Raw genomic sequence first — 26,843 nt, 5'->3', positions numbered from 1 at the left:
CGCGTTTGGCGTCAGGCTGAGCGGCGCATCTCGCTGTCGGCCACGGGCCGGGGCAGGGTCAGCCGGAAGGTGCTGCCCACGTCGATCTTGCTTTCCAATGACAGGCTGCCGCCATGCAGAGTGGCCAGTTGCTCGGCAATCGCCAGCCCCAGACCCAAGCCGCCGTTCTCGCGTGACATGGAGCCGTCAACCTGCTGAAACCGCAGGAAAACGCGTGCGAGATTGTCCTCGGAAATGCCGCAGCCCGTGTCTGTCACGGCAAAGGTGATCTCCTCTGCGGTCTGATGCATCTTGAGGTGGATGTTGCCGGTGCGGGTGAATTTGATCGCGTTTGAGATGAGATTGTAGAGGATCTGCCGCAGGCGGACCGGATCGGCGTTGGCACTGGCTGTGCCGTTATCCTCATAGGTAAGCGTCAGCCCCTTGGCCTCGGCATCCGGGCGCAGGTCATCGGCGACCGAGCGGGCGATCTCGCTGGTTTCGATTTCTTGCAGATCAAGCTCCATCTTGCCGCGCGCGACTTTGGTCCAATCCAGCAGGTCTTCGACGAGACGCAGCATATGTTTGGACGATCCCGCGATACCGCCCGCTTGGTCCGAGACGAAGTTCTGGAATTCGTCCACGCTGTGGCGGATATCGGGCGTGGCGTTCGCGCTGTTGTTCAAAGCGGTCTGCAAGCGCCGGGCCTGAGGCAGTTTCTCGGCATGTTGCAAGAAGGTCGCCCGGCCCGAGATCACGGTAAGCGGGGTGCGCAGCTCATGGCTGACGTTGTTGAGGAATTCGGTTTTCTCGCGATCTGCCGCCTTGGCCGCGTCCAACGCGCGTTTCTCAGCCGTCACATCGGTCCAGATGCCCACGGTATAGCCATGCGGCGTGCGCGATTCCGTGACTTTGAGCCAGAAGTTGTCGGACACCTCAAGAATAAAGGCGCCGGTGGGATTGCGGAACCGCCCAAGGCGCTTGGCAATCCATGCCTCACGGTCTTCGACATTTTCGGGGTGCTGATGCCGCGCGACCCAATTGCGCAAAAGCTCCTCGATGGTTTTTCCGGGGATCAGAAGGTCAGCGATTTCAGGGTGATACTCAAGAAACTTGCTGTTGACGGTGACCAGGCGTTCTTTCTCATCGAAGGCGATAAAACCCTCTTGGATCGAACCGATGCCCTCGGCCAAAAGCGCATGGGCCTCTTGCTTTTTCAGCGTGACCCGGCGGAAGGCCCAGAGCCCCGCCATCAGTGCGATGGTCGCGATCAGAGCGAAAGCCACGAGGTAGGGGCTTTGCGGAGCATAAGGAGGCAGGCCGTTGGCAAGGCTTGCCGTGGCCTCCCATGTCTTGCCCAAAAGCTCGAACCGGGTGCGGACGGGCGCTGCGGGGTCGATGGTCGCGGGCGCAATATCGTCCGGCATGACACCTGTCGGGAAGGCGCGCAGGCTATAGATATAGTCAGCGGCTTGATGCGGGTTTTGATTCAGTTCAAACAGCCGGTCAGGCTGGAACACGATGGACATCACCCCCCAAAAGCGCGGCGCGCCAAGGCCGATGGGGCGCTCGAACACCGGGTAGTGCATGATATAGCCCTTGCCGCCTTGAACGAGGTTCAGCGGCCCTTCGATGGTTGGGCTCTGGCGGCGGTAGGCGTTTGCCACACCTGAAAGCTGCGTCGGAATGTTCTTATATTCCAGCCCGATAACCCCGGCGTTCGGGGTTTTGGGATAGCTATGGGTGATCTTGAGATCAGGGGCGAGGGCGAAGGCCTGAATGCCGGGGTTCCGATCTCGCAGCTCTTTGACCAGAAGTTCGATTTTCTTGTCTTTGAAGGCTTCGCCGGAGAGCAGAATATTCTCGATGTTCTTTGTCACCAGAATGGTTTCTTGGAACTGGTGCTGCACCTGATTGCTGACTTCATGGAGCGTCTGCCGCGCATCCTGACGGATGCTGGCGATATGTTGTTCGTAATCCAATTTGACGATCGAATAGCTGATGCCAGCGACGCAGCACAGCACGATGAAATTGACGATGATATACGCCTTGGATGTTGCGTAGTCCCTGAACGCGTTTGCCACGCTTTTTTCCTTTGCCTGCCAGCGCATCTGACTTCGTTGGGCCATTTGCGCGTAAGTTACTTCCCTGCTGATTGCTACTTTTGCGGGCAATCATGGCGAAATTCGGACCAGAATGGGCTTTTCGTGGGTGACCCTAGGTAAGTTCGCGTGCCTTGGCCGCGATCATCCATGGTCGGCTTGGAAAGGGAGACTAGCGTGGAGCGGGTAACGAGAATCGAACTCGTAACTAAAGCTTGGGAAGCTGCCGTGATACCTTTTCACCATACCCGCGCGCTGAGGTTGGGATAATCGGCGCGCCGGGGAAGGTCAAGTCAGGGTTTCGTCGCGGTGACGAAATTGATTTCGGCGGGCAGGCGCAGGGGGCCGTTTTGCGCGTAGGGCCGCAGGGCATCGGCAATGGTCTGCCGCAACTCGGCGACTTGGTCGGGGTTGGCGTCAAAATGGGTGATCGCGCCGCTGGCCGGGCCAATGTCACACATCTGCTGGGCAAGGTCATCGACCGTGCCTGCGGGGGTGAGGTCAAGTTGGGTCACCTTGCATGCGATATCGGCAAAGCCCGCTGCCGCGAGGATCGAGACAACACGTTCGGGGTCACGAAAGGCAAAAGGGCCGGGCGCGTCGGGGTCGCTTTTGGGCATGGCACCGATGGTGGTACGGGCCGCGCGGGCGGGCAGGGTAAAGAAAGGATTTTCGGGGATCTGCCCCCAAGCGGCAAAGCTAAGCCTTGCGCCGGGGCTGAGTTGCGCGGCCATCCGCGTAAAGCTTAGCACCGGATCCGCAAAGAACATCACCCCAAAGCGCGAGATCAGCCGGTCGTAGGCGGGCTCAAGTTCAAGCTCGGTCGCGTCGCCATGGTGAAAGGCCACTTGGGGCAGGGCGGCGGCACGCTGCCGCGCGAGGTCCAGAAGCGGGGCAGAGACATCGACGCCCAGCACCGCGCCCTCATCGCCCACCGCATTGGCCGCCGCAAGACAGCCAGCACCCGCCCCACAGCCGATATCCAGCACGCGCAGCTTCGGCGTCAGTTCGGCGCGGGCCAGCACGCCGTCAAGCACCGGCTGCATGAGGATATCCAGCTCCGCCTGCCGCGCGGCCCATTTTCGGCCCGCCGCCGCGCTCCAGAATTCGACCTGATCGTTGTTGTCGGGCGTGCTCATCACGTGGCCTTTCTTCTGCGACGGCGTCCGCCGCGCTCGCCCCCGGCGCCGCCTGTGCCGCCGCCGCCGGTATTAAAGGTCACGTCCGGCAGGGCGACGAGGCTGTTGAGAATGGGGAAGGGTTCCACTGCATTGGGAATGGCAGAAGCATTGACGAAATGCTCTTGAAAGCGTGGTTCGACGGCGGTCTCGATCTTGTGGATGGCGCGCACAGTCGCCTCAATCTCAGCCCGCGCATCGGTGTTGAGCAGGGCAATCCGCGCACCGGTGCCTGCGGCATTGCCCGCGCTGGTGACCTTTACGAGCGGGGCGTCGGGGATCATGCCCAGCACCATCGCGTGTTTGGGGCTGATATGGGCGCCAAAGGCCCCGGCCAGCACCACCCGGTCGACTTTGTCGACGCCGAATTTGTCCATCAACAGACGGGCCCCGGAGTAGAGCGCCGCCTTGGCCATTTGGATTTCGCGGATGTCGCGGTTGGTCACCGTGATCTTTGGGCCGCCCTTTTCGGTGCCGTCGTAGACCAGATAGCTGTTGGTGCGCCCATCGGCGAAAACCGACGCCGAGCCTGTCTGCTCGGCGCTGCCGATCAGCCCCGGCGCGTCGACGATGCCGTGAATGCGCATCTCTGCGACCATCTCGATGATGCCCGAGCCGCAGATGCCGGTGATCCCAGTGCTCGCGACGGCCTCTTCAAAGCCTTCCTCATCGGACCAAAGGTCGCAGCCGATCACCTTGAACCGCGCCACTTTTGTCTCGGGGTCGATCTCGACCCGCTCAATCGCCCCCGGTGCCGCGCGTTGGCCCGAGCTGATCTGCGCACCCTCGAAAGCAGGCCCGGTGGGAGAGGAACAGGCCAACACCTTTTCCTTGTTGCCCAGCAGGATTTCCGCATTGGTGCCCACATCGACCACCAGCATCAAATCATCCGATTTTTCCGGCGCCTCTGACAGGGCAACGGCGGCGGCATCTGCGCCCACATGGCCCGCAATACAAGGCAGCAGATAGACGCGGGCGGAGGGGTGGATGTTCAGATCCAAGTCTTCTGCCCGCAGGCGCAGCGCGCCGGACGTCGCCAGCGCGAAGGGCGCTTGGCCCAACTCAAAGGGGTCAATGCCGAGCAGCAGGTGGTGCATCACCGGGTTGCAGACAAAGACCGCATCGACGATCAGGTCCGGCGCGACATTCCCTTCGGTCGCGATCTGGGTAAATAGCGTGCTCATCCCCTCGCGCACCGCGCGGGTCATCTCCTGCGCGCCGTCGGGGTTCATCATCGAATAGCTGACGCGGCTCATCAGGTCTTCGCCAAACCGGATCTGCGGGTTCATGACCCCGGAGGAGGCCATGACCTCTCCGGTTTGCAGATCACACAGATGCGCCGCGATGGTGGTGGAGCCAAGATCGACCGCCAGCCCGTAGACCGTTCCTTCATAATACCCCGGCCAGATGTTCATGATCCGGGCCGCGTTCTCTTGATCGCCCAGATGCACGGCGACGGTCACCTTCCACGCGCCCTTGCGCAGGACCGGCTGCATCATCTGTAGGATGTGCAGATCGGCGGTGACCTTCTCCAGCTCCCATTGCTCGGCCAGCGCGGTGCGCAGCCGCTCCAGATCGCCCGAGGGTTCGTGCATGTCGGGCTCTGTCACCTCAACGTAGAAGAGTTTGACCGATGGGTTCAGCACGATCTCCCGCGCCTCGGCGCGTTTGCGCACGACCTGTTTGTGCACTTGGCTCTCTGGCGGCACGTCAATCACCACGTCGCCCTGCACCGTGGCCTGACAGCCCAGACGGCGGCCCTCTTTCAGGCCGCGCTTTTCGTCATAGCGTTCCTCGACCGCGTTCCAGTCGCTCAGCGCGTCAGGTGCGACGGTAACGCCATGTTTGGAAAACTGCCCGTAGCCGGGCGAGACCTGACATTTCGAACAGATGCCGCGCCCACCACAGACCGAGTCCAAGTCAACGCCCAACTGCCGTGCAGCGGTCAGCACCGGTGTGCCTTTGGGAAAGCGCCCTCTCTTGCCAGAGGGCGTGAAAATCACGAGGGGATCACTGCTCATCGGGGCCGTCCTTTGTTTCTTTGCGCCACCATAGCGTTCCGCGCGGCGGGGGAAAGATGCGGGGCGGCAATTCGTGCCGCGCCTACGTCATTCCATGTTCATGCCTTACGCGGGGGAATAGGCCTTTCCAATCCCTGCCATCCGTGAAATAGGAAACCGCCAAATGAACCCATCCAGACCCGAGGTGTTAAATGGAGATTCGTGAGGCCCTGACCTTTGATGACGTACTGCTGGTTCCCGCGGCGTCTTCTGTGTTGCCATCTACCGCAGATACAAGAACCCGCGTCACGCAGAGCATCGCGCTCAATATCCCGCTGCTCAGCTCGGCCATGGATACGGTGACCGAAAGCCGTATGGCGATTGCGCTGGCGCAGGCCGGGGGCATGGGGGTGGTGCACCGCAACCTCACGATCGAAGAGCAGGCCCGCGAAGTGCGCCGGGTCAAACGCTTTGAATCCGGCATCGTCTACAACCCGATCACCCTGCGCCCCGACCAGACGTTGGCGGATGCCAAGGCGCTGCAAGAACGCTACCGCGTGACGGGTTTCCCGGTGGTGGATGAAAATGGCCGCGTGCTGGGCATCGTGACCAACCGTGACATGCGCTTCGCCTCTGACGACCGCACGCCGGTGTCGGTGATGATGACCTCCGAGCGGCTGGCGATCTTGCAAGAGCCTGCCGACCGGGACGAGGCGATCAGCCTGATGAAATCCCGCCGGATCGAGAAACTGTTGGTCACCGATGCCAGCGGCGTGCTCACCGGGCTTTTGACCCTGCGCGACACCGAACAGGCCGTGCTGAACCCGACCGCCTGCAAAGACGATCTGGGCCGGCTGCGCGTGGCTGCGGCGACCACCGTGGGCGACGCGGGTTTCGAGCGTTCTGAGGCGCTGGTCGATGCGGGCGTCGATATGATCGTGATCGACACGGCACATGGCCATTCCGAAGGCGTGGCCCATGCGGTGACCCGTGCCAAAAAGCACTTCGGCGATGTGCAGGTCGTCGCGGGCAACGTCGCCACCGGTGCCGCCACCCGCGCATTGATCGACGCGGGCGCGGATGCTGTGAAAGTAGGCATCGGCCCCGGCTCCATCTGCACCACGCGGATGGTCGCGGGCGTGGGCGTGCCGCAATTAACCGCCATTATGGATTGCGTGGCCGCCGCCGGTGACGTGCCGATCATCGCCGACGGTGGCATCAAGTTCTCCGGCGATTTCGCCAAGGCGATTGCCGCTGGTGCCTCTTGCGCCATGGTCGGAAGCATGATCGCGGGCACCGACGAAAGCCCCGGTGAAGTCGTTCTTTATCAAGGCCGTAGCTTCAAAAGCTACCGTGGCATGGGCAGCATGGGCGCCATGGCGCGCGGCTCGGCGGACCGGTATTTCCAAAAAGATGCCGCCTCTGACAAACTGGTGCCCGAGGGTATCGAAGGTCAGGTGCCCTACAAAGGCAGCGCGGGCAATGTGCTCCACCAGCTTGTGGGCGGTTTGCGCGCGGCGATGGGCTATACCGGATGCGCCACGGTCGATGAGATGCGCCGCAACTGTAGCTTTGTGAAGATCACCGGCGCGGGGCTGAAGGAAAGCCATGTGCATGACGTGCAGATCACCCGCGAAAGCCCGAACTACCGTATCGGTTAACCCATAAAAGCAACGGCTTAAGAGCCGTTCTTTACCTAAGGAAGATGCCATGACCCCGGGCGCGCGTGTATCGGCTGCGATAGAAGTTTTGGATGCGATCGCCGGGGGGCTGGCCGCCGAACAGGCGCTGACCCGCTGGGCGCGGCAAAGCCGTTTTGCAGGCTCCAAAGACCGGGCCGCCGTGCGGGATCATGTCTTTGACGTGCTGCGCCAGAAACGGACGGCGGCCCATTACGGCAGGGGAGATAAGGGCCGTGCCCTGATGATCGGTGTGCTGCACGGGCAAGGCGCTGATCTAGACGCCCTGTTCACGGGCGAGGGGCACGCGCCCACGCCGTTGAGCGACGCGGAACGTGCTTTCCCACAGCCGCCCGAAGACCGCGCCACAATGTTGAATCTGCCCGATTGGCTGCTGCCTTTGTTCGACGCAGCGCTCGGGGAAAAGGCGGATGCCGCAGCCATGGCGCTTCAGGAACGCGGGCCGATCTGTCTGCGGGTCAACACGGCGCGGATCGCGGTGCCTGCCGCGCAGGAATTGCTGGCGGAGGAGGGCGTTCAAACCCGAGCCAACCCGCTTGCCGATGCCGCGCTAACCGTAATTGAGGGGCAACGCCGGATCCGAAATTCCTCCGCCTTTGCAGATGGCTACGTGGAATTGCAGGACGCGGCGAGCCAAGCAGTCGTGGCCGCCCTGCCGCTGGGGGGGCGGGTACTGGACTACTGCGCCGGGGGCGGTGGCAAGGCCTTGGCTCTGGCCATGGACGCCACGCGCGAGATCACGGCCCATGACATCGACCCGCGTCGGATGAGCGACCTTTCCCCCCGCGCCGCGCGCGCGGGTGTTGAGATTTCCCTGGCCGATACCGAAAAAGCCGAAGCTGGCGCGCCCTATGACCTCGTTCTCTGCGACGCGCCCTGTTCGGGGTCTGGCGCATGGCGCCGCGCGGCAGAGGGGAAGTGGACCCTGACCCCCGACCGGCTGGCTGAACTGACTGCCATTCAAGACCAAATTCTCGATACAGCAGCGTCACTTACGCAACCCAACGGCGTTTTGGCCTATGCCACATGCTCGCTTTTCCGAGAGGAAAATGAGGCGCGGGTTGAGGCATTCTTGGCCCGTCACCCGGGCTGGAAAATCGCCCGGATGGACCGTTATGACGTGACTGCCGAGGGCGACGGCTTTTTCTCAGCACAGTTGACGCGCGAGTAATTTACCCCATAATCAACCAATGCGTGCAAGTGTTCTAGGGTTAAAGCCTGCTTAACCTCTCTCGCGCGTAATAGTCCTATGATTCGGTTGTTAGGGGAATCGCGTGCAGCAGGGCGTCGGGCATTCAGGGATTGGCGGGCAGGCCGGGCTCATGCGGCTGTGGCTGCTTGGGGCGATGGCTGTGGCCACCGGTGCGCTCGCGCAGCGCAGCGCCGAGGCGTCGTTGAAGCTTGGCCTTACCGCAGCGGCGGTCACGCTCGGCTTGATTTCAATCGGTTACATGGCCCTCCGCCTGCGGGCGCGGATGCTGAACCAAGCCAGCACCGACGGAGTCGCCGATTTCATTGCAAATGACGGCACGCCCAGCTTTATCGCGTCGATCGACCGACAAGTTATTTACCGCAATGAAGCGGCTCAGAAGCAGTTTGGCGACGGCAGCGGAGAGACCCTCGCGCAGGCCCTGCGAACGCATTTCTCCAACCCCGTGGGTCTTCTCTACCGTCTGCAGTCCCGTGCTACGGCAAGCGGTAACGCGCGGGAAGAAGTGATCACCCGCGTCGGTCCGGTGCGCATATCCGTACACCATGTGTCGGCTGACCGTTTGCTTTGGCGGGTTGAACCAGCACCAGCCCGCGCGGGCCCCCGTGCCACCCAAGATAGCATGGCCTTGCCGATGGTCATGGTGGGTCGGGGCGGGACGATCCTTTACATGAACGAGGCGGCGCGTTTGTTCGTCGGGGACCGGGTGAAGTCCTTGGACCGATTGTTCAACGCCCTGCCACTGATATCGGGAACCGTGGCGGAAATATCCACCGCACAGGGCAACCGTCAGGTATTGGTGGCCGAAGTCGACGCCGGTGCCAACCGCCGTGCACTTTACCTCTTGCCTCCGCCCGATGGGGGTGTCTCAGCCAGTGAATTGGGATGGGAAACTTTTCAAGACCTCCCCGTGCCGATGATCAAGCTGGGGCCGGATGGGACCGTATTGGCGTTCAACCGAATGGCGGCCAAACTGCTCGGCGTCTCCCTGCGACGCGGCGCGCATCTTTCACAGCTAATGGAGGGACTGGGCCGTTCTATCTCTGACTGGTTGAATGACAGTCTCGCAGGGCGATTGGTGCAGAAATCCGAATTTCTCAGGCTGACCCGCACGGATCAGGAGATTTTTGTACAGGTCTCGCTGAACCGGATATCCGAAGGCGGAGAGGCCGCCCTGATCGCGGTGCTACAAGACGCAACCGAACTGAAATCGCTAGAGGCGCAATTCGTGCAGAGCCAGAAAATGCAGGCTATTGGTCAGCTGGCTGGCGGTGTGGCGCATGATTTCAACAACCTTCTGACCGCAATTTCGGGCCATTGCGACCTCCTCTTGCTGCGCCATGACCAAGGCGATCCGGATTTCAGCGATCTGGTCCAGATTAATCAGAACGCCAATCGGGCAGCCGCGCTGGTGGGGCAGCTCCTCGCCTTCTCCCGCAAACAAACCCTCCGGCCCGAAACGCTGGACATGCGCGATACCTTGGCCGACCTTACCCATTTGCTGAACCGTCTGGTGGGCGAGAAGGTAACGCTAACCTTAAGCCATGACCCGGTCCTTGCGCCGATCCGTGCGGATAAACGCCAGTTGGAGCAGGTGTTAATGAACCTCGTTGTCAATGCCCGCGATGCGATGCCCGCCGGGGGTGAAATTCGCATCCTGACGGAGGTGACAACACTCGACCAACCACTCGAGCGGGACCGGGTCAGCGTTCCCGCCGGGCGCTATGTCACAGTGCAGGTCCACGACGATGGCACCGGCATCCCGAAAGACAAGCTGCAAAAAGTGTTCGAGCCGTTTTTCACTACCAAACGCACAGGCGAGGGGACCGGCCTTGGCCTCTCCACCGCCTATGGGATCGTCAAACAGACGGGCGGATTTATCTTTATCGACAGTGAGTTGGGGCGTGGAACCTGTTTTACTCTGTACTTTCCCGTGCTTGAGGGGCAGCCGCATACGGTTTCTCGAAAGACCGCCTCGCAGCCCGATCAGGGCCCACTGCAGCGTTCCGATGGGGTAATCCTGCTGGTCGAAGATGAAGCGCCGGTTCGGGCATTTGCCAGCCGTGCCCTACGCCTGCGCGGCTACACGGTGCTTGAAGCGGAATCCGCCGAAGCCGCACTGAAGATGCTCGAAGATCAAGAACTGGATATCGACGTCTTTGTAACGGATGTCGTCATGCCCGGCATGGACGGGCCAAGCTGGGTGCGCCAAGCTTTGAAACAACGACCGGACGTGCGGGTCGTTTTCGTTTCTGGCTATGCAGAGGACAATTTCGGGCAGGAACAGTCGAAAATTCCCAACTCGGTTTTTTTGCCCAAACCCTTCTCCCTGACCGATCTGACCAATACGGTACATAACCAGTTACACTAAGCTGAGGGCAGGGCTAAGGGATCGACTCGTAAAGCTCAAGTTCCGCCGCGAATTTCCGGCGAAAGCGTTTTTCGACGTTTGGGGAAAGCGCCAATTCCATCTTGGGCGATACATTTTCTTGCCCCAAGGACAGAGTCACGTCGAGCCGCTCTTCCAAAAAACTACGCAGCCGGGCCTGATCTTCATAGCGGAAGTGGTGGGTGATGCCGGTGCCGTTCGGTTGGGTCTCCATAAACTTCAACTGGCTTCCAACATCGGCAAAACCCGGCTTGTCGCCTTTCATATAGGCGAGCACAAATTCGTCAAAAGTAACCCCAAAGGTGTTGTTGGGCCTACCCTCCATGAAAGGGCGCCGCCGATAGCGGTACCAACTGCCAAGCCAAGAAATCGGCTCGCGCATGACGGCCATAAGTTCAAGCTCGGCATCGCAGACTTTAAGGAACATCGGTCGAACAAACCGATTATACCGATAGACGGGCGCGTGTTTCAGCATAGGGGGATCGGAGATCACCATGTCCGCGCGGGGCGCGAGCGCCTTTTCATAGGCGGTGGTTCCGGTTTTGGGCACTGACAGAAAGGCCAGCCGTTCTTTGAAAAAAACAATCACTCGCGTCTTATCCCAAGCTGCACATGGTCCCATCTATGTCGGGTAAACCATTTCTTTACCATTCCCGAGAAAACTTAAAGGACAAACAAAATCATTGAAATGTTCTTCATTTACCCTCATATGGAACATTAGAAGAACATAAGCGACATAGCGTGCAGGCGATTGCCGCCGGTGCGCCACTGTGACACTAAGGGATGAACCTAATGGCAACGGCAGATCTTTTGACAATGGACAGCAAGAAAACCGCAGAAAAGCAAAAGGCGCTCGACAGCGCGCTGGCCCAGATCGAACGTCAGTTCGGCAAAGGGTCGATCATGAAGCTGGGCGCCGAAGGGGCGATCCAGGACATCAAAGCCAGCTCCACAGGCTCGCTGGGCCTTGATATCGCGCTTGGCATTGGCGGTCTGCCGATGGGGCGTATCATTGAAATTTATGGCCCGGAATCCTCGGGTAAGACAACTTTGACCCTGCACTGCGTCGCGGAGCAGCAGAAAGCTGGCGGCGTCTGCGCCTTTGTCGATGCGGAACATGCGCTTGATCCGCAGTATGCGAAAAAGCTTGGCGTGGACATTGACGAGTTGCTTATTTCGCAGCCCGACACGGGCGAACAAGCCTTGGAAATCACCGACACTCTTGTGCGATCTGGCGCGGTCAACATGGTTATCGTCGACTCAGTCGCGGCTCTGACGCCGAAGTCCGAGCTTGAAGGTGAGATGGGCGACAGCAGCGTAGGGGTTCAGGCCCGTTTGATGTCTCAAGCCATGCGTAAGCTGACGGGCTCAATCAGCCGGTCGAACTGTATGGTCATTTTCATTAACCAAATTCGGATGAAAATCGGCGTTATGTTCGGGTCACCCGAGACTACAACGGGCGGTAACGCGCTGAAATTCTACTCCTCTGTCCGGCTCGACATTCGCCGCATCGGCGCGCTGAAAGACCGTGATGAGGTTGTCGGCAACGCGACAAAGGTGAAGATCGTTAAAAACAAAGTCGCGCCGCCGTTCAAGCAGGTCGAGTTCGACATCATGTATGGCGAAGGCATCTCCAAGATGGGCGAGTTGCTTGATCTTGGCGTCAAAGCTGGCGTGGTCGATAAATCGGGCTCATGGTTCAGCTATGGGGATGAGCGGATCGGGCAGGGGCGCGAGAACGCGAAGAACTTCCTGAAGCAAAACACCGCTATGGCGTCGGAGATTGAGGATAAGATCCGCGCAGCCCATGGATTGGACTTTGAAGGGTCCGGCGGCGATGACGTGGATATTCTCGAAGCGTAAACACGCTTTGGGTATTAAGACACTGCAACGGGGGCGTGGCCTTGGGCTGCGCCCCTTTTTCATGGGCAGGAACGGTGGACAGCGCCGAGGCTGAGGGGTATTTGGGATCGATCAAATCTGCCCCGGAAGGCCTCGCCCATGAAGACGCTGAATGAAATTCGCTCAACTTTTCTGAATTATTTCGATGCGCAGGGGCATCAGATCGTGCCCTCCAGCCCGCTGGTGCCGCGCAACGACCCGACACTGATGTTCACCGCTGCCGGTATGGTGCAGTTTAAGAACCTTTTTACCGGGGTGGAAACACGCGAATACAGCCGCGCTACGTCGGCGCAGAAATGTGTGCGGGCGGGCGGCAAGCACAATGACCTCGACAACGTGGGCTATACCGCGCGGCACCACACGTTTTTCGAGATGCTGGGCAACTTCAGCTTTGGCGACTACTTTAAGGCCGAGGCGATCCCCTTTGCTTGGGACCTATTGACCAAAGAGTTCGGCATCGACCCGAACCGGCTTTTGGTCACGGTGTACCATACGGATGAAGAAGCGGTTAAAATTTGGAAGGCGCACACTGGCCTGCCGGATGAACGCATCATTCGCATCGCGACGGATGATAACTTCTGGTCCGCTGGTCCAACAGGCCCCTGCGGACCCTGCACCGAGATTTTCTACGATCACGGGGACCACATCTGGGGCGGCCCTCCGGGATCGCCCGAAGAAGACGGGGACCGTTTCGTTGAGATCTGGAACCTCGTTTTCATGCAATACGAGCAGTTCGAAGATGGGACGCGCCAGCCGCTGCCCAACCAGTCGATCGATACCGGCATGGGGATCGAGCGGGTGGCGGCGCTGTTGCAAGGCACGAATGACAACTATGCCACGGACTTGATGCGCAACCTGATTGAGGCCAGCGCACATGCGTCTTCGACCGATCCCGATGGGCCAGGAAAGACCCATCACCGGGTGATTGCCGACCATTTGCGGTCGACCTCTTTCCTGATTGCGGATGGGGTGATGCCTTCGAACGAGGGCCGGGGCTATGTGCTACGTCGGATTATGCGACGCGCGATGCGCCACGCGCATTTGCTCGGCGTTAAGGACCCTTTAATGCATCAACTGGTACCATCATTGGTGCAGCAGATGGGCGCGGCTTACCCTGAATTGGGTCAGGCACAATCGCTCATCCGTGAGACGTTGTTGCTGGAGGAAACCCGTTTCCGCCAGACGCTTGATCGCGGTTTGAAGCTGCTGGATGATGAATTGAGTGGACTGCCTGAGGGGGCCACACTGCCGGGGGAGGCGGCGTTTAAGCTTTATGATACCTACGGTTTCCCGCTTGATCTAACGCAGGATGCGCTGCGCGAAAAAGGGCGCGCGGTGGATACCGACGGGTTCGACACCGCAATGGCGGCGCAGAAAGCGAAAGCCCGTGCGGCTTGGGCTGGGTCGGGTGAGGCTGCGGATGCCACCGTCTGGTTCGACGTGGCCGACAAAAGCGGCGTGACCGAGTTTTTAGGCTATGACACCGAAAGCGCCGAGGGGCAGATCGTGGCCTTGGTGCAAGGCAGTGATCAGGTGGATGCTGCCGCTGTGGGCAGTGATGTGCAGGTCGCGCTGAACCAGACGCCGTTTTATGCGGAAAGCGGCGGGCAGGTCGGCGACACCGGGGTGATCCGCACGCAAACCGGTATCGTGAATGTGACCGACACACGCAAATCTGCAGGTGTCTTTGTGCATTTCGGCCATGTGGTCGAAGGCGAGGTGAAACCGGGTCAAACGGCTGTTCTTGAGGTCGATCGTTTGCGGCGCAGTGCCATCCGGGCCAACCATTCGGCCACGCACTTGCTGCATGAGGCGCTGCGCAACGCGCTTGGGGATCATGTGTCGCAGCGTGGTTCGCTTAACGCGCATGACCGTCTGCGGTTTGATTTCTCGCATGCCAAGGGGCTGTCGCAGGAGGAATTGACCCAAGTCGAGCGCGAGGTGAATGACTATATCCGCCAGAACACGCCGGTGGAGACGCGGATCATGACGCCGGATGACGCGCGGGCCATGGGGGCGCAGGCGCTTTTTGGTGAGAAATATGGTGATGAGGTGCGTGTCGTCTCGATGGGTCAATTGGAAGGTTCCGGCAAGGGAAGCGACAAATCGACCTATTCGCTTGAGCTTTGCGGCGGTACCCATGTGCGTCAGACTGGGGATATTGGCGCTTTTGTTCTGCTGGGGGACAGTGCCAGCAGCGCGGGGGTGCGCCGGATCGAGGCGCTGACCGGGACCGAAGCTCTGGCTTGGCTGCGGGAGCAAGAAGCGGCGCTGAGCCGGGTTGCGGCAGAGTTGAAAACAGCGACCAGCGACGTGCCCGAACGGGTGCGCGCCCTGCTTGACGAACGCCGGAGCCTGTCCAACGAAGTGGCGCAGCTGCGGCGCGAATTGGCGATGTCGGGCGGCGGTGCGGCCGCACCCGAAGCGCGTGAGGTGAATGGCGTCAAATTCATTGGCCAAGTCCTCAGCGGTATCACAGGCAAAGACCTGCCCGGTCTGGTAGATGAGCATAAGGCCAAGCTGGGCTCTGGCGCGGTTCTGCTGATCGCCGATACCGGGGGCAAGGCCGCGGTCGCGGGCGGCGTGACACAGGATTTGACAGATCGTGTTTCGGCAGTCGACATGGTCAAAGCGGCGGTGTCCGAATTGGGCGGTAAGGGCGGCGGTGGTCGGCCCGACATGGCTCAGGGCGGTGGTGCCTCGGCAGAGAATGCAGAAGCGGCGATTGCCGCGGCTGAAAACATCTTGAAAGGATAAGGCCCATGGGCGCACTCTGGATTGCACATGTCACCGTCACCGACGAAGAGGCATATAAGAAATACGCCGCCGGCGCCACTGAGGCCATTGCGGCCCATGGCGGCAAGTTCATCGCGCGGGGCGGGCGTTTCGTTCAGCTTGAGGGCAAGGAACGGCCGCGCAATGTCGTGGCGCGTTTCCCCGATGTTGAAACAGCGGAAAAATGTTACCATTCTGAAGCTTATCAGGCTGCGTTGAGCCATGCGCGCGGTGCGTCCGAACGCGAATTGATGATCGTCGAAACCGAGGAATGATTGGAAAGCGCCCCGCCTGAATAGCAGGTGGGGCGTCTTGCTTTGATGGGGGAACCTTCGCCCCGAACGGCGGTTGACCCATATGAACCTCAACCGACTATCCGCTTTCGCCCAATGGTGCCGCAGCCACGTGGAGGTGACCACTTTGGCCCTGATGGGCCTTTCGGTCATCGCCGTCTGGACCTTGGCCGAACTCACCGAAGAGGTCGTGGCAGGCAGCACCAGCAATCTTGACCGTGACATCCTATTGTTCCTGCGCACGCCGGGCGATCTGTCGGATCCCATCGGCCCGTGGTGGGTGGAAGAGATCGGGCGTGACCTGACAGCCTTGGGCGGTGTTGCAGTGTTGGTGCTGACGACCGTTGTGGTCTCGCTCTTTTTCTTGTTGCAACGGCGGTGGTCTACCGCGCTCTACATCTTTGCGACTGTTGGCGGGGGGATCGTCTTGAGCAGTATCGCCAAGGAGTTCTTTGACCGGCCGCGCCCCGACCTTGTGCCGCATGGGTCATTGGTCCACACGGCGAGCTTTCCTTCGGGGCATTCGATGATGGCGGCTGTCGCTTACCTCACGCTAGGGGCGATGGTGGCGCGAGCGCAGACGCGCCGGGCACTCAAGGTCTATACGCTGGCGGTTGCCGTCTTGCTCACGCTGCTCGTTGGGATCAGCCGTGTCTATATGGGGGTGCATTGGCCAACGGATGTGGCGGCTGGCTGGCTTGGGGGGGGAGCTTGGGCCATCCTTTGCCTTTTGGCCGCGCTCAGTCTGGCGAAACGCGGGCATATCGACAGAGAGGAAAGCGATCGGTAAGGCCTGCGGCTTTTCCGGCGTCAGATGTGAAAACGGCAGCGCATCCTGGGATGCGCTGCCGTTTTTATTTTGTAAAAGTCGTGGCTTAGCTGGCTTTCGCCATGCGCTTGCGCTCATGCGGGTCGAGGTAACGCTTGCGCAGGCGGACCGCGTTCGGTGTCACTTCAACAAGCTCATCGTCGTCGATATAGGCGATGGCTTCTTCAAGGCTCAGCGTCATCGGCGTGGTCAAACGTACCGCTTCGTCGGTGCCCGAGGCGCGCACGTTGGTTAGCTTTTTGCCCTTCAGCGGGTTCACTTCAAGATCGTTTTCGCGGCTGTGCTCACCGATGATCATGCCGGTGTAAACGTCAGCCTGTGCGCCGATCATCATCTTGCCACGCTCTTCGAGGTTCCACAGGGCGAAAGCGACCGAGGAGCCGTTTTCCATGGAGATCAGAACGCCCGCGCGACGGCCCGGAATCGTGCCTTTGTGCGGTGCCCAAGAGTGGAAGACGCGGTTGATGACGCCTGTGCCGCGCGTGTCGGTCAGGAATTCGCCGTGGTAGCCGATCAGCCCGCGCGAGGGAACATGGGCGATGATGCGGGTCTTGCCTGCACCGGCTGGTTTCATCTCGACCAGTTCACCCTTGCGGGTGCCGGTGATCTTTTCGATGACCGCGCCGGAGTATTCGTCATCCACGTCGATTGTGGCTTCTTCGATGGGCTCATGGCGGACACCGTCGATCTCTTGGAAGAGAACCTGCGGGCGAGAGATCGAAAGCTCAAAACCTTCGCGGCGCATGTTTTCGATCAGAACGCCCATCTGCAATTCGCCACGACCAGCCACTTCAAAGGCGTCGCCGCCCGGTGTGTCCGAAATTTTGATCGCGACGTTGGATTCGGCTTCCTTCATCAGGCGCTCACGGATCACGCGCGACTGCACTTTTTTGCCGTCACGGCCCGCCAGTGGGCTGTCGTTGATGCCAAAGGTCACTGTGATGGTCGGCGGGTCGATCGGCTGGGCGGGGATCGCCTCGTTCACGGAGGCATCGGCCAGCGTGTCGGCCACGGTCGCCTTGGTCATGCCCGCGATAGAGACGATGTCACCGGCTTCGGCCACGTCGATGGCGGTCTGCTCCAGCCCGCGGAAGGCGAGGATTTTGGTGCAGCGGAAGTTCTCGATCAGGGTGCCATCACGCGACATGGCTTTGAGTGTCTGGCCAGCTTTCAACGTGCCGGTTTCCACACGGCCGGTCAGCAATCGGCCCAGGAAGGGGTCACCGCCAAGCGTGGTGGCCAGCATGGTGAAGGGTTTGTCGGCGTTCTCGATCTGCTTGGGGGCAGGGACATGCTCAAGGATCAGATCAAAGAGCGCGTTCAGGTCTTTGCGCGGCCCGTCGAGTTCGGCATCCGCCCAGCCGGAACGGCCCGAGGCATACATATGCGGGAATTCAAGCTGCTCGTCGGTGGCATCCAAGCTGGCGAAAAGGTCAAAGCATTCGTCGAGCGCGCGGTCAGGCTCGGCATCGGGCTTGTCAACTTTGTTCAGCACAACGATCGGGCGCAGGCCCAGTTTCAGCGCTTTGGAGGTCACGAATTTGGTCTGTGGCATCGGGCCTTCGGCGGCGTCGACCAGCAGGACCACACCGTCAACCATCGACAGGATGCGCTCAACTTCGCCGCCAAAGTCGGCGTGGCCGGGGGTGTCGACGATGTTGATGCGGGTGTTGTTCCACACGACCGAGGTCGGCTTGGCGAAAATGGTGATGCCGCGCTCGCGCTCCAGATCGTTGCTGTCCATGGCGCGTTCGGTGGTCGCCTGGTTTTCGCGGTAGGTGCCGGATTGTTTCAGAAGCTCGTCTACCAGCGTCGTTTTGCCGTGGTCGACGTGAGCGATGATTGCGATGTTGCGCAGGTCCATTAAGTCAGCCTTTGGATAGGGGAGGGACGCGCCAACCTGAAGCTGCGCGTATAATTGCGCCGCCCATACCGCGCCCCGACTGCAATTGCTAGCCCTAATGGCGCGCTGTGCCTGTTACTGCGCGAACCTGTGCCGCCGCTGCGGCCTTAATGGGTGGCGCTGTTCGAGAAGAGATGGATGACCAGAATGCCGCTAATGATCAGCAAAAGGCCGAGGACTGCGGGCAGGTCCAGCCGTTGGCCGAAAAGCACGAAGCCGATCAGCGCGATCAGCACGATCCCGAGGCCCGCCCAAAAGGCATAGACGATTCCGACCGGCATGACCTTTAGCGCCAGCGACATGCAGTAGAAAGAGATCATGTAGAAAACCACCACCGCCACCGAGGGCCAGAGCCGGGTGAATTGATGCGAGGCCTGCACCGCGGTCGTGCCAAGGGTTTCCGCCACCACGGCGATGATGAGCCACAGATAATGCATGGGGGCGCGCCTTCTTCAAAGGGGGAGTTCGGTGGTTTCTTTGATCTCCTCCATCACGAAACTGGCCGAAACATCCGACAGCGGCACCCGGCGGATCAGGTCCTGATAAAGGCGATCATACCCCGCCATATCCCGAACCCGCGCCCGGATCAAATAGTCCAGATCACCGGTCATCCGGTAGACGCCAAGAATTTCGGGCATGGCCTGTGTGGCCTTTGAGAACTTGTCCAACCAATCGGGCGCATGGGCGTTGGTGCGCACCTGAATGAAGACGCTGAGGCCGAGGTCAAGTTTCGCGGCGTCCAAGAGCGTGACGCGGTTTTTGATCACGCCTGCCTTCTCAAGCGTGCGGATGCGGCGCCAGCAGGCGTTGCGCGAAAGGTGGACAGCGGACCCAAGCGCTTCGAGCGATTGGCTGGCGTCGCGTTGCAGCTCGACCAATATGCGGCGGTCAATGTCATCAAGTGTCGTCATTTTGGGAGTTTGGTGGGAAATCCTCTCAGCGGCAAGGGGTTGCGGGGTGGGATTTGAGAAAACGTCACAAAAGGGTTGGGTTAGGGTGCTGCAAAGGTAAAGACAGGAGTTTCCCATGATCGCACGTATCTTTCTCGACCATCCCGCAAAGGTAGAGGAGACGTTTTTCGAGCATATGGCCTTCGCGCTTAAGTTCTCGGGCCTGCTGTTCGCGGCGGCGGGTGCGGCGCTGGTGCATGCGCTGATCCCCTGCCTGTTCGAGAAGACAGCGAGCGGGATTATCGCCAAGCTTTATGCCCGGACGCACAACCGGGGGCAGTAGGGGCTGAGGGCCAACGCCTGGCCGTGGGTCGGCGATCAGATGGTGCCTCGTGCCACTTTATTGCTCAGCGGTGATGTGCTTCCGCGTGGTCGCACCCAGCCTTGCCAAATCGCCTACCCGGTCGCACCATATGTGCGCCCATATATAGCGGCACGCCTCCGGCGTGACGGGCGGGCAGGCGATGGCGCGGCGCATGCGGCTTGGTTCCGGGCCGGGTGGCAAGCGCGATCGCAAAAATAGAAAAGGGCCGCATCGCTGCGGCCCGTCGCATTTAGCGCAAATCCGGCCAGTTCAGCCAGCCAACGCCTTGTTCAGGTTCTCGTCCACCTTCTCCAAGAAGCCCATGGTCGTCAGCCAGCCCTGATCCGGCCCCACCAACAGGGCAAGGTCCTTGGTCATGAAGCCCGATTCCACCGTGTCCACGACAACCTTCTCAAGTGTCTCGGCGAAATTGATCAGCGCCGTGTTATCGTCCAGCTTGCCGCGGTGCTTCAATCCGCCCGTCCAAGCATAGATCGAGGCGATGGAGTTGGTCGAAGTCTCTTCGCCCTTTTGGTGCTGACGGTAGTGGCGCGTCACGGTGCCATGCGCGGCTTCGGCCTCCACGATTTTGCCATCCGGGGTCATCAACTGAGAGGTCATCAGCCCGAGCGAGCCAAAGCCCTGCGCCACGGTGTCGGATTGCACGTCGCCGTCGTAGTTCTTGCAGGCCCAGACATAGCCGCCCGACCATTTCATCGCCGAGGCGACCATGTCGTCGATCAGGCGGTGTTCGTACCAGATGTTCTTTTTCTTGAAGTCCTCGGCGAACTCTTCGTCGAAAATCTCTTGGAACAGGTCCTTGAAGCGTCCGTCATAGGCTTTGAGGATTGTGTTTTTGGTCGACAGATACACCGGCCAGCCGCGGATCAGACCGTAGTTGAAAGAAGCGCGCGCAAAGTCACGAATCGAATCGTCGAGGTTGTACATCGCCATGGTGACACCGGCGGACGGCGCGTCGAAGACTTCCTTCTCGATCGTCTCCCCATCGTCACCGACGAACTTGATCGTCAGCTTGCCCTTGCCGGGAAAACGGAAATCGGTGGCGCGGTACTGGTCGCCAAAGGCATGACGGCCCACGACGATCGGCTGGGTCCAACCCGGCACAAGGCGCGGCACGTTGCGGCAGATGATCGGCTCGCGAAAGATGACGCCGCCCAGAATGTTGCGGATGGTGCCGTTGGGGCTGCGATACATGCGCTTGAGGCCAAACTCTTCGACACGAGCCTCATCGGGGGTGATGGTGGCGCATTTCACGCCGACGCCATGCTCGCGGATCGCATGGGCCGCGTCGACGGTGATCTGGTCGTCGGTCTCGTCCCGCACTTCCATGCCAAGGTCGTAATACTTCAGGTCAACGTCAAGATAGGGGGTAATCAGCTTTTTCTTAATGAAATCCCAGATGATCCGGGTCATCTCATCGCCGTCGAGTTCGACGATGGGGTTTTTTACCTTAATCTTCGACATGACGAATTCCTTTGGTTGAGGATGTATTTATCCGTGCTTTAGCCTATCGGGGGCCAAAGAGAAAGATCGTATACCATGGTATGCCGAAGCTCGCGGTCAGGCGCCGACCCCGGCGAAAAAGCTGCTGATACGGGCCCGGGCGTAGGACCAAAGCGCAGGGGCGCCGATGGCGATCTTGCGGCCAACCTTCTCTTCGATCTGCGCTTCCGAGACGTTGTAATCGGTCCAGCTGCCCCCGCCCGAGGCGAGGTTTTGCATCGGGGGCTGGAACCGGTCGAGCGATTTGGCAAAGCGGGCCGAAGGGCTCTCGGCGGCTTCGAACTCTTCCCAGATGCTGCGCAATGCGACCCGCAGATCGGCGGGCAGCAGGCCAAAGATGCGGTCGGCGGCGATTTGTTCCTGCGCTTCCATTTCAGCGGCGTCATAGTCGCCGAAGATCGGATTGTCGCCCGCGTCGATCTCAACAAGATCGTGCAGGATCAGCATCTTGATGACGCGGTTGATGTTCACCTCTGGACCGGCCTGATCGGCCAGAACCAGCGCGTAGAGCGTCAAATGCCATGAATGTTCGGCCGAGTTTTCCGCCCGGCTTGCATCGCACAGCGTGGTGCCGCGCAGGATTGTCTTGAGCTTGTCGGCCTCATTGAGAAAGGCGATCTGCTGGTCGAGCCGCTCGGTCATGCGCCGGCCTTGCCGCGATGATCGCGCAGTTTGCGGGCAAGAAAACCGCGGGCCTTGTCATTGGCCATCCGCGTTCGGATCGCCGTCAAAAAGGCCTCTTCGAGCGTTTGTGACGAGGCGCCAAGCACCTCGCCAACTTCGATAAACAGCCGCTCCTCACCGGTCTCGGCCTGCACGGCGAGACATTCCTCGGCAAGCTTGTTGGCCAGTTGGAGGACGACCGCGTCCGCCATTAGCGGGTGGATTCCGTCAGGCGGCGTTTCACATAGTCGCTGGTCGAGGTGATCAGCGTGTCCATATGCGGCTCTTCAAAGAAGTGCCCGGCGCCTTCGATCTCCTGATGGGTGATCGTGATGCCTTTTTGCTCATGCAGCTTGTTGACCAGATTGGTCGTGTCAGCAGGCGGTGCCACGCGGTCGGCGGTGCCGTTGATGACCAGACCAGAGGCCGGGCAGGGCGCGAGAAACGAAAAGTCATACATATTCGCGGGCGGCGAGACCGAGATAAAGCCGGTGATCTCTGGCCGGCGCATCAGCAGTTGCATGCCGATCCACGCACCAAACGAGAAACCCGCAACCCAGCAATGTTTGGAGTTGTTGTTCATCGATTGCAGGTAATCAAGCGCCGAGGCCGCGTCGGACAATTCGCCGATGCCTTGGTCGTATTCACCCTGACTGCGGCCCACGCCGCGGAAGTTAAAGCGCAACACGGTGAAACCCATGTTGTAGAACGCATAGTGCAGGTTATAGACGACCTTGTGATTCATCGTGCCGCCGAACTGTGGATGCGGATGCAGCACGATGGCAATCGGGGCGTCACGTTCTTTTTGGGGGTGGTAGCGGCCTTCAAGGCGGCCTTCGGGTCCGGGAAAAATAACCTCGGGCATGGGTGTCCCTGTCTGGGGGTTCAAAGATCGCCGCGAATAGTTGACGAATTCGCTAGGCCACCTTAGAACGGTTCTAATCTGGTTCCGCGCAGTGTCGCGTGGATCAGTCTTTGGACTTAGGCATTTAAGCCGCCCACGTCAATCAAATGGCACGGCGAGTGAGGGTAAGACGATGAAGCTATCCACCAAAGGGCGCTACGCGATGGTCGCTTTGGCCGATATTGCCCTGCAGCCTGCGGGGACGCTGGTGTCACTGGGTGACATTGCCGAGCGACAGTCGGTGTCGTTGCCCTATCTCGAACAGTTGTTCGTCAAACTGCGGCGGGCCGAGCTGGTAACCTCTGTCCGGGGGCCGGGCGGGGGCTACCGTTTGGCGCGTCCGGCTACGGATATTCGCGTGGTCGATGTGCTTGCCGCGGTGGATGAGACGGTGGATGCGATGCACAAGGGGGCAGGTGCCTCGGGCGGGCTTTCGGGCAGCCGAGCGCAATCGCTGACCAACCGGCTTTGGCAGGGCTTGAGCGCGCATGTCTATGTCTTCTTGCACCAGACCCGCCTGTCGGATGTGGTGGATAACGAACTGGCCCCCTGTCCGGCGGTGCCGACACTCTTTGCCGTGGTGGATGAAACGTGAGGGTGGTTTTGGGCAGCAAACGCGCTTTGGCCGCTGTGGCCTGCGCGGGTGGCAATGTGGGATTTTGGGGGCGCTGCCCCCGGACCCCCGCGGTATTTGGAAAAGGATGAAGGATGCGGGTCTACCTGGACCATAACGCGACCACACCGCTGCGGGCGGAGGCGCGCACGGCGATGATCGCGGCGATGGATCTGCCCGGCAACCCGTCCTCGGTCCATGCTGAGGGCCGTGCGGCCAAGGCTGTGGTTGAACGCGCGCGGGTGCAGGTGGCGGGGCTTGTGGGTTGTGATCCGGTCGATGTGATTTTTACCTCCGGTGCAACAGAGGCGGCGGCGCTTGCGGCGGCGATGGGCGCGCGGATGGTGACATCCGCCGTGGAACATGACGCGGTGCTCTCATGGGGGCAGGCGGATCGTTTGGGTGTCGACGCGCATGGTGTTTGGGATGGTGATCTGACCGCTGCGGCGGGCGCTGATCTGGTCGCTCTTCAGGCTGCCAACAGCGAAACCGGCGTGCTGCAACAAACCATGCCCTTGGCCCAGCAATGCTGGGCGATGGAGAGCAGCCCCTATGTGTTGGTCGATGCGGTACAGTCCCTTGGCAAAACGCGGTTCAAAATGGCTACGTCGGGGGCGGATTTCATTCTCGTATCGGCGCATAAGCTGGGCGGGCCCAAGGGTATCGGCGCGCTGATCGTCAAGCGCGGCATTGATCTGGCCGAACACGCGCTTTTGCGCGGCGGCGGGCAAGAGATGGGGCGCCGCTCAGGGACCGAAAATATCCCCGCCATCGCAGGTTTTGGCGCAGCGGCAGAAGCGGCGGCGGCAGATGTCTCTGCGGGGCGGTGGGAAGAGGTGGCCGAACAGCGTGATTTGTTGGAAGCGACCCTTGCGGATGCCACAAGTCTGACTATTTTTGTAGGGAAAGGCGCTGCGCGCCTGCCCAACACTTCATGCATCATTACGCCCGGCTGGAAGGGCGAGACCCAGGTGATGCAGATGGACCTCGCTGGTTTTGCCATTTCGGCGGGATCGGCCTGTTCCAGCGGCAAGGTCCGCGCCAGTGCCGTGTTGCGCGCCATGGGCTTTGATGAAACACAGGCCGCCAGCGCGATCCGGGTGTCGCTGGGCCTGAACACCACCCGGGAAGATATCCTGCGGTTCGCCACAAGCTGGACCGCCAAACTGAAAAAGCACGAAACGCGGGCCGCCTGAGCGCCGCCACGGAAAGGAACTGAAACCTTGGAAAATATGACCCTGAAAGAGAATGATGGCGTCAAGGAAGGCGTCGACAAGGAAACCGTGGATGCCGTGCGCGAAGTCGGCGGCAAATACAAATACGGCTGGTCCACCGACATTGAGATGGAATACGCCCCCAAGGGGCTGACGCCGGACATCGTGCGGCTGATCTCGGAAAAGAACGAAGAGCCGGAGTGGATGCTTGAATGGCGCCTCGCGGCTTATGATCGTTGGTTGACCAAGAAAGAGCCCGACTGGGCGATGGTCGATTACCCCGAGATCGACTTTCAGGACCAGTATTACTACGCCCGTCCGAAAAGCATGGCCGAAAAGCCCAAGTCGCTTGATGACGTGGACCCCAAGCTGCTGGACACCTACAAGAAACTGGGCATCCCGCTGAAAGAGCAGATGATCCTTGCCGGTGTCGAAGGGGCCGAAGACGCCCCTGCCCAGGGCCGCAAAGTGGCTGTCGACGCGGTCTTTGACTCCGTTTCGGTCGGGACGACCTTCCAAGAGGAACTGAAAAAGGCTGGCGTGATCTTCTGTTCGATCTCCGAAGCGATCCGCGAGCATCCCGAACTGGTGAAGAAGTACCTCGGCTCGGTTGTGCCCGTATCGGACAACTTCTACGCGACGCTGAACTCCGCTGTCTTCTCTGATGGTTCCTTTGTCTACGTGCCGCCAGGCGTGCGCTGCCCGATGGAGCTGTCGACCTACTTCCGCATCAACGCCGAAAACACCGGCCAGTTCGAGCGGACGCTGATCATCGCCGACAAGGGCTCTTACGTGTCCTACCTCGAAGGCTGCACCGCGCCACAGCGTGACGAGTCGCAGTTGCACGCCGCCGTCGTTGAGATCATCATCGAAGAAGATGCTGAGGTGAAATATTCCACCGTTCAAAACTGGTACCCCGGTGACGAGGACGGCAAGGGCGGCATCTACAACTTCGTGACCAAACGCGCCGACTGCCGCGGCGACCGCGCCAAGGTGATGTGGACACAGGTCGAGACCGGCTCTGCCGTGACGTGGAAATACCCCTCTTGCATCCTGCGCGGTGATGACAGCCAAGGCGAGTTTTACTCCATCGCCATCGCCAACAACATGCAGCAGGCCGACACCGGCACCAAGATGATCCATCTCGGCAAGCGCACCAAGTCGCGCATCGTGTCCAAGGGCATATCGGCGGGCAAGGCGCAGAACACCTACCGGGGCCTCGTCTCGATGCACCCCAAGGCCAAGGAATCGCGCAACTATACGCAGTGTGACAGCCTGCTGATCGGCTCGGAATGTGGGGCGCATACTGTGCCTTACATCGAGGTCAAGAATAACAGCAGCCGGGTCGAGCATGAGGCGACCACCTCCAAGGTGGACGACGATCAAATGTTCTACTGCCGCTCGCGCGGGATGGACGAGGAAGAGGCCGTGGCGCTGGTTGTGAACGGTTTCTGCAAGGACGTGCTGCAAGCCCTGCCGATGGAGTTCGCCATGGAAGCGCAAGCGCTGGTGGCTATTTCGCTTGAAGGCTCCGTCGGCTGATGAGCCTTGCTGCGGCGCATACCCCCCTCCGCCTGCATTGGTGGAAGGCGCAGCCGAATTTCGGCGATGCGCTGAGCCCGCTGATCCTGAGCCATGTCTCAGGGCGGCGGGTGGCCCATGCGTCGGTGGACGAGGCGGATGTCTTTGGTCTTGGCTCGCTTTTGCAAATCGTGCGGCGCAATTTCGACACGCCGCGCGACGGGGCCAAGCCGGTGATATGGGGCAGCGGTCTGCTGCGTCCCGCAGGGGGCCGTGCGTTCTTGAAAAACATCGAGATCGCATTGCTGCGCGGTCCGGTGACCGCGGCGCTTTTGGGGGTGGAGACTGACGCTTTCGGTGATCCCGGGCTTCTGGTGAACGAGGTTCTGCCAAGCGATGCACCGCGCGGCGACAAGATCGGCATCGTGCCGCATCATACGCTCGCCGATGCCCCCGAACTGCTGGACCTCGTGGCCTCCGACAGCGCCTATGTGCTGATCGATCCGCGAGACCCGGTAGAGCATGTCTGCGCCGCCATCGCATCCTGCGCCCATGTCTTTGCCTCATCCCTCCACGGGCTGATCACGGCGGATGCCTACGGCGTGGCGAACACTTGGGTCGCACCCGACGGGCAGGGACGCCTCAAGTTCCACGACTACGCCGCCTCGGTGGGCCGTGACATGCGCGTGCCGATCGCCTTGGCCGATATTCCGGCGGCCCGCAAACCCGATGCGCCGCTGGCCTATTACGACGGCATTGCTGCCTGCCGCGCGGCGCTGATCGAACACTTTCCCGCCGCGCTCTGTGCCCATGAGGGGGCGGCATGAACTTTAACACGCAGGGGCAAGCCCCTGATATAACACTGAAATATCATGAATTGCGGCGCAAGG

23 protein-coding genes and 1 tRNA gene are annotated in these 26,843 nt (G+C 60.5%); 12 read left to right on the top strand and 12 right to left on the bottom strand.

Annotation, left to right across the window (positions count from 1 at the left end; translation table 11 throughout):
* Positions 1-11 precede the first annotated feature (11 nt).
* The 4 genes from K3762_RS10385 to K3762_RS10370 form a co-directional block, all read right to left on the bottom strand.
* Entirely contained in the window at positions 12-2,063 is a 2,052-nt protein-coding gene (locus tag K3762_RS10385; protein ID WP_132443336.1) for an ATP-binding protein, read from the bottom strand.
* 196 nt (positions 2,064-2,259) lie between these two features.
* Positions 2,260-2,333: transfer RNA gene (locus K3762_RS10380), tRNA-Gly, on the bottom strand.
* Between the two features lie 41 nt (positions 2,334-2,374).
* Positions 2,375-3,220, bottom strand: a complete 846-nt coding sequence (locus tag K3762_RS10375; protein ID WP_260009405.1) for a class I SAM-dependent methyltransferase — start codon at positions 3,218-3,220, stop codon at positions 2,375-2,377.
* Positions 3,220-5,280 carry an ASKHA domain-containing protein gene (locus K3762_RS10370; protein ID WP_260009403.1) on the bottom strand — a complete coding sequence of 687 codons (2,061 nt, stop codon included), beginning with the start codon at positions 5,278-5,280 and terminating at the stop codon, positions 3,220-3,222. Before K3762_RS10370 ends, K3762_RS10375 begins: the two co-directional genes overlap by 1 nt.
* A gap of 191 nt (positions 5,281-5,471) precedes the next feature.
* Here K3762_RS10370 and guaB point away from each other — a divergent pair, with 191 nt between their 5' ends.
* The 3 genes from guaB to K3762_RS10355 all read left to right on the top strand — a co-directional run bounded on the left by guaB (position 5,472) and on the right by K3762_RS10355 (position 10,540).
* Positions 5,472-6,920, top strand: a complete 1,449-nt coding sequence (guaB, locus tag K3762_RS10365; RefSeq protein WP_132443339.1) for an IMP dehydrogenase — start codon at positions 5,472-5,474, stop codon at positions 6,918-6,920.
* A 49-nt stretch (positions 6,921-6,969) separates the two neighbouring features.
* On the top strand, positions 6,970-8,130 hold the full coding sequence (locus K3762_RS10360) for an RsmB/NOP family class I SAM-dependent RNA methyltransferase (protein WP_132443340.1): 1,161 nt from the start codon (positions 6,970-6,972) through the stop codon (positions 8,128-8,130).
* A gap of 175 nt (positions 8,131-8,305) precedes the next feature.
* Positions 8,306-10,540: an ATP-binding protein gene (locus K3762_RS10355; protein ID WP_409202470.1), complete on the top strand. Its 2,235-nt coding sequence runs from the start codon at positions 8,306-8,308 to the stop codon at positions 10,538-10,540.
* Between the two features lie 13 nt (positions 10,541-10,553).
* On the opposite strand, the gene K3762_RS10350 is transcribed toward K3762_RS10355, so the two are convergent.
* A complete protein-coding gene (locus K3762_RS10350) occupies positions 10,554-11,147 on the bottom strand; it encodes a gamma-glutamyl kinase (protein WP_120351144.1) in 594 nt (197 codons plus the stop codon).
* A 203-nt stretch (positions 11,148-11,350) separates the two neighbouring features.
* Here K3762_RS10350 and recA point away from each other — a divergent pair, with 203 nt between their 5' ends.
* The 4 genes from recA (at position 11,351) to K3762_RS10330 (ending at position 16,318) form a co-directional block, all read left to right on the top strand.
* Entirely contained in the window at positions 11,351-12,421 is a 1,071-nt protein-coding gene (gene recA / locus K3762_RS10345) for a recombinase RecA (RefSeq protein WP_132443341.1), read from the top strand.
* Between the two features lie 138 nt (positions 12,422-12,559).
* Entirely contained in the window at positions 12,560-15,217 is a 2,658-nt protein-coding gene (alaS, locus tag K3762_RS10340; RefSeq protein WP_120351142.1) for an alanine--tRNA ligase, read from the top strand.
* Positions 15,218-15,222: 5 nt separating this feature from the next.
* Positions 15,223-15,510: a DUF1330 domain-containing protein gene (locus K3762_RS10335; protein WP_132443342.1), complete on the top strand. Its 288-nt coding sequence runs from the start codon at positions 15,223-15,225 to the stop codon at positions 15,508-15,510.
* Positions 15,511-15,592: 82 nt separating this feature from the next.
* Positions 15,593-16,318 carry a phosphatase PAP2 family protein gene (locus K3762_RS10330; protein WP_132443343.1) on the top strand — a complete coding sequence of 242 codons (726 nt, stop codon included), beginning with the start codon at positions 15,593-15,595 and terminating at the stop codon, positions 16,316-16,318.
* An 85-nt stretch (positions 16,319-16,403) separates the two neighbouring features.
* Here K3762_RS10330 and typA read toward each other — a convergent pair whose 3' ends face one another.
* The 3 genes from typA to K3762_RS10315 all read right to left on the bottom strand — a co-directional run bounded on the left by typA (position 16,404) and on the right by K3762_RS10315 (position 19,171).
* Positions 16,404-18,221 carry a translational GTPase TypA gene (typA, locus tag K3762_RS10325; RefSeq protein ID WP_067931183.1) on the bottom strand — a complete coding sequence of 606 codons (1,818 nt, stop codon included), beginning with the start codon at positions 18,219-18,221 and terminating at the stop codon, positions 16,404-16,406.
* Positions 18,222-18,367: 146 nt separating this feature from the next.
* A complete protein-coding gene (locus tag K3762_RS10320) occupies positions 18,368-18,697 on the bottom strand; it encodes a multidrug efflux SMR transporter (protein ID WP_067626829.1) in 330 nt (109 codons plus the stop codon).
* Between the two features lie 15 nt (positions 18,698-18,712).
* Positions 18,713-19,171, bottom strand: coding sequence for an Lrp/AsnC family transcriptional regulator (locus K3762_RS10315; protein ID WP_132443344.1), 459 nt, complete (start codon positions 19,169-19,171; stop codon positions 18,713-18,715).
* A gap of 115 nt (positions 19,172-19,286) precedes the next feature.
* On the opposite strand from K3762_RS10315, the gene K3762_RS10310 reads away from it, so the two are divergent.
* Positions 19,287-19,493, top strand: a complete 207-nt coding sequence (locus tag K3762_RS10310) for a DUF6356 family protein (protein WP_120351138.1) — start codon at positions 19,287-19,289, stop codon at positions 19,491-19,493.
* Between the two features lie 291 nt (positions 19,494-19,784).
* Here K3762_RS10310 and K3762_RS10305 read toward each other — a convergent pair whose 3' ends face one another.
* From K3762_RS10305 to K3762_RS10290, 4 genes are all read right to left on the bottom strand, one after another.
* The gene (locus K3762_RS10305; protein WP_132443345.1) at positions 19,785-20,999 is read right to left on the bottom strand and encodes an NADP-dependent isocitrate dehydrogenase; all 1,215 of its coding nucleotides are present in this window, start codon (positions 20,997-20,999) and stop codon (positions 19,785-19,787) included.
* Between the two features lie 96 nt (positions 21,000-21,095).
* The gene (locus tag K3762_RS10300; protein ID WP_132443346.1) at positions 21,096-21,680 is read right to left on the bottom strand and encodes an HD family hydrolase; all 585 of its coding nucleotides are present in this window, start codon (positions 21,678-21,680) and stop codon (positions 21,096-21,098) included.
* Positions 21,677-21,913: a hypothetical protein gene (locus tag K3762_RS10295; protein WP_120351137.1), complete on the bottom strand. Its 237-nt coding sequence runs from the start codon at positions 21,911-21,913 to the stop codon at positions 21,677-21,679. Before K3762_RS10295 ends, K3762_RS10300 begins: the two co-directional genes overlap by 4 nt.
* The gene (locus K3762_RS10290) at positions 21,913-22,566 is read right to left on the bottom strand and encodes an alpha/beta hydrolase (RefSeq protein ID WP_067626833.1); all 654 of its coding nucleotides are present in this window, start codon (positions 22,564-22,566) and stop codon (positions 21,913-21,915) included. Before K3762_RS10290 ends, K3762_RS10295 begins: the two co-directional genes overlap by 1 nt.
* 172 nt (positions 22,567-22,738) lie before the next feature.
* Between K3762_RS10290 and K3762_RS10285 the strand changes: the two genes are divergently transcribed.
* The 4 genes from K3762_RS10285 (at position 22,739) to K3762_RS10270 (ending at position 26,780) form a co-directional block, all read left to right on the top strand.
* Positions 22,739-23,200, top strand: coding sequence for an Rrf2 family transcriptional regulator (locus tag K3762_RS10285; protein ID WP_067942247.1), 462 nt, complete (start codon positions 22,739-22,741; stop codon positions 23,198-23,200).
* Positions 23,201-23,313: 113 nt separating this feature from the next.
* Complete coding sequence (locus tag K3762_RS10280) at positions 23,314-24,414, top strand: cysteine desulfurase family protein (RefSeq protein ID WP_260009383.1); 1,101 nt, start codon at positions 23,314-23,316, stop codon at positions 24,412-24,414.
* 36 nt (positions 24,415-24,450) lie between these two features.
* Positions 24,451-25,974 carry a Fe-S cluster assembly protein SufB gene (gene sufB, locus K3762_RS10275; RefSeq protein WP_260012805.1) on the top strand — a complete coding sequence of 508 codons (1,524 nt, stop codon included), beginning with the start codon at positions 24,451-24,453 and terminating at the stop codon, positions 25,972-25,974.
* Positions 25,974-26,780 carry a polysaccharide pyruvyl transferase family protein gene (locus K3762_RS10270; RefSeq protein ID WP_260009381.1) on the top strand — a complete coding sequence of 269 codons (807 nt, stop codon included), beginning with the start codon at positions 25,974-25,976 and terminating at the stop codon, positions 26,778-26,780. The genes sufB and K3762_RS10270 overlap by 1 nt, the downstream gene beginning before the upstream one ends.
* The last annotated feature ends 63 nt before the right edge of the window (positions 26,781-26,843 follow it).

The organism is Sulfitobacter sp. W074, assembly GCF_025142275.1.
Taxonomy (GTDB): domain Bacteria; phylum Pseudomonadota; class Alphaproteobacteria; order Rhodobacterales; family Rhodobacteraceae; genus Sulfitobacter; species Sulfitobacter profundi.
Note: the sequence above shows the minus strand (reverse complement) of the source record. Positions and strands in the feature narration are given on the sequence as shown.

Bases quoted from the DNA above. Each gene is read 5' to 3' on its own strand.
- K3762_RS10375 (WP_260009405.1), bottom strand. From the start codon at position 3,220: ATGAGCACGCCCGACAACAACGATCAGGTCGAATTCTGGAGCGCGGCG.
- K3762_RS10370 (WP_260009403.1), bottom strand. From the start codon at position 5,280: ATGAGCAGTGATCCCCTCGTGATTTTCACGCCCTCTGGCAAGAGAGGG.
- guaB (WP_132443339.1), top strand. From the start codon at position 5,472: ATGGAGATTCGTGAGGCCCTGACCTTTGATGACGTACTGCTGGTTCCC.
- K3762_RS10360 (WP_132443340.1), top strand. From the start codon at position 6,970: ATGACCCCGGGCGCGCGTGTATCGGCTGCGATAGAAGTTTTGGATGCG.
- K3762_RS10355 (WP_409202470.1), top strand. From the start codon at position 8,306: ATGGCTGTGGCCACCGGTGCGCTCGCGCAGCGCAGCGCCGAGGCGTCG.
- recA (WP_132443341.1), top strand. From the start codon at position 11,351: ATGGCAACGGCAGATCTTTTGACAATGGACAGCAAGAAAACCGCAGAA.
- alaS (WP_120351142.1), top strand. From the start codon at position 12,560: ATGAAGACGCTGAATGAAATTCGCTCAACTTTTCTGAATTATTTCGAT.
- K3762_RS10335 (WP_132443342.1), top strand. From the start codon at position 15,223: ATGGGCGCACTCTGGATTGCACATGTCACCGTCACCGACGAAGAGGCA.
- K3762_RS10330 (WP_132443343.1), top strand. From the start codon at position 15,593: ATGAACCTCAACCGACTATCCGCTTTCGCCCAATGGTGCCGCAGCCAC.
- typA (WP_067931183.1), bottom strand. From the start codon at position 18,221: ATGGACCTGCGCAACATCGCAATCATCGCTCACGTCGACCACGGCAAA.
- K3762_RS10320 (WP_067626829.1), bottom strand. From the start codon at position 18,697: ATGCATTATCTGTGGCTCATCATCGCCGTGGTGGCGGAAACCCTTGGC.
- K3762_RS10315 (WP_132443344.1), bottom strand. From the start codon at position 19,171: ATGACGACACTTGATGACATTGACCGCCGCATATTGGTCGAGCTGCAA.
- K3762_RS10310 (WP_120351138.1), top strand. From the start codon at position 19,287: ATGATCGCACGTATCTTTCTCGACCATCCCGCAAAGGTAGAGGAGACG.
- K3762_RS10305 (WP_132443345.1), bottom strand. From the start codon at position 20,999: ATGTCGAAGATTAAGGTAAAAAACCCCATCGTCGAACTCGACGGCGAT.
- K3762_RS10300 (WP_132443346.1), bottom strand. From the start codon at position 21,680: ATGACCGAGCGGCTCGACCAGCAGATCGCCTTTCTCAATGAGGCCGAC.
- K3762_RS10295 (WP_120351137.1), bottom strand. From the start codon at position 21,913: ATGGCGGACGCGGTCGTCCTCCAACTGGCCAACAAGCTTGCCGAGGAA.
- K3762_RS10290 (WP_067626833.1), bottom strand. From the start codon at position 22,566: ATGCCCGAGGTTATTTTTCCCGGACCCGAAGGCCGCCTTGAAGGCCGC.
- K3762_RS10285 (WP_067942247.1), top strand. From the start codon at position 22,739: ATGAAGCTATCCACCAAAGGGCGCTACGCGATGGTCGCTTTGGCCGAT.
- K3762_RS10280 (WP_260009383.1), top strand. From the start codon at position 23,314: ATGCGGGTCTACCTGGACCATAACGCGACCACACCGCTGCGGGCGGAG.
- sufB (WP_260012805.1), top strand. From the start codon at position 24,451: ATGACCCTGAAAGAGAATGATGGCGTCAAGGAAGGCGTCGACAAGGAA.
- K3762_RS10270 (WP_260009381.1), top strand. From the start codon at position 25,974: ATGAGCCTTGCTGCGGCGCATACCCCCCTCCGCCTGCATTGGTGGAAG.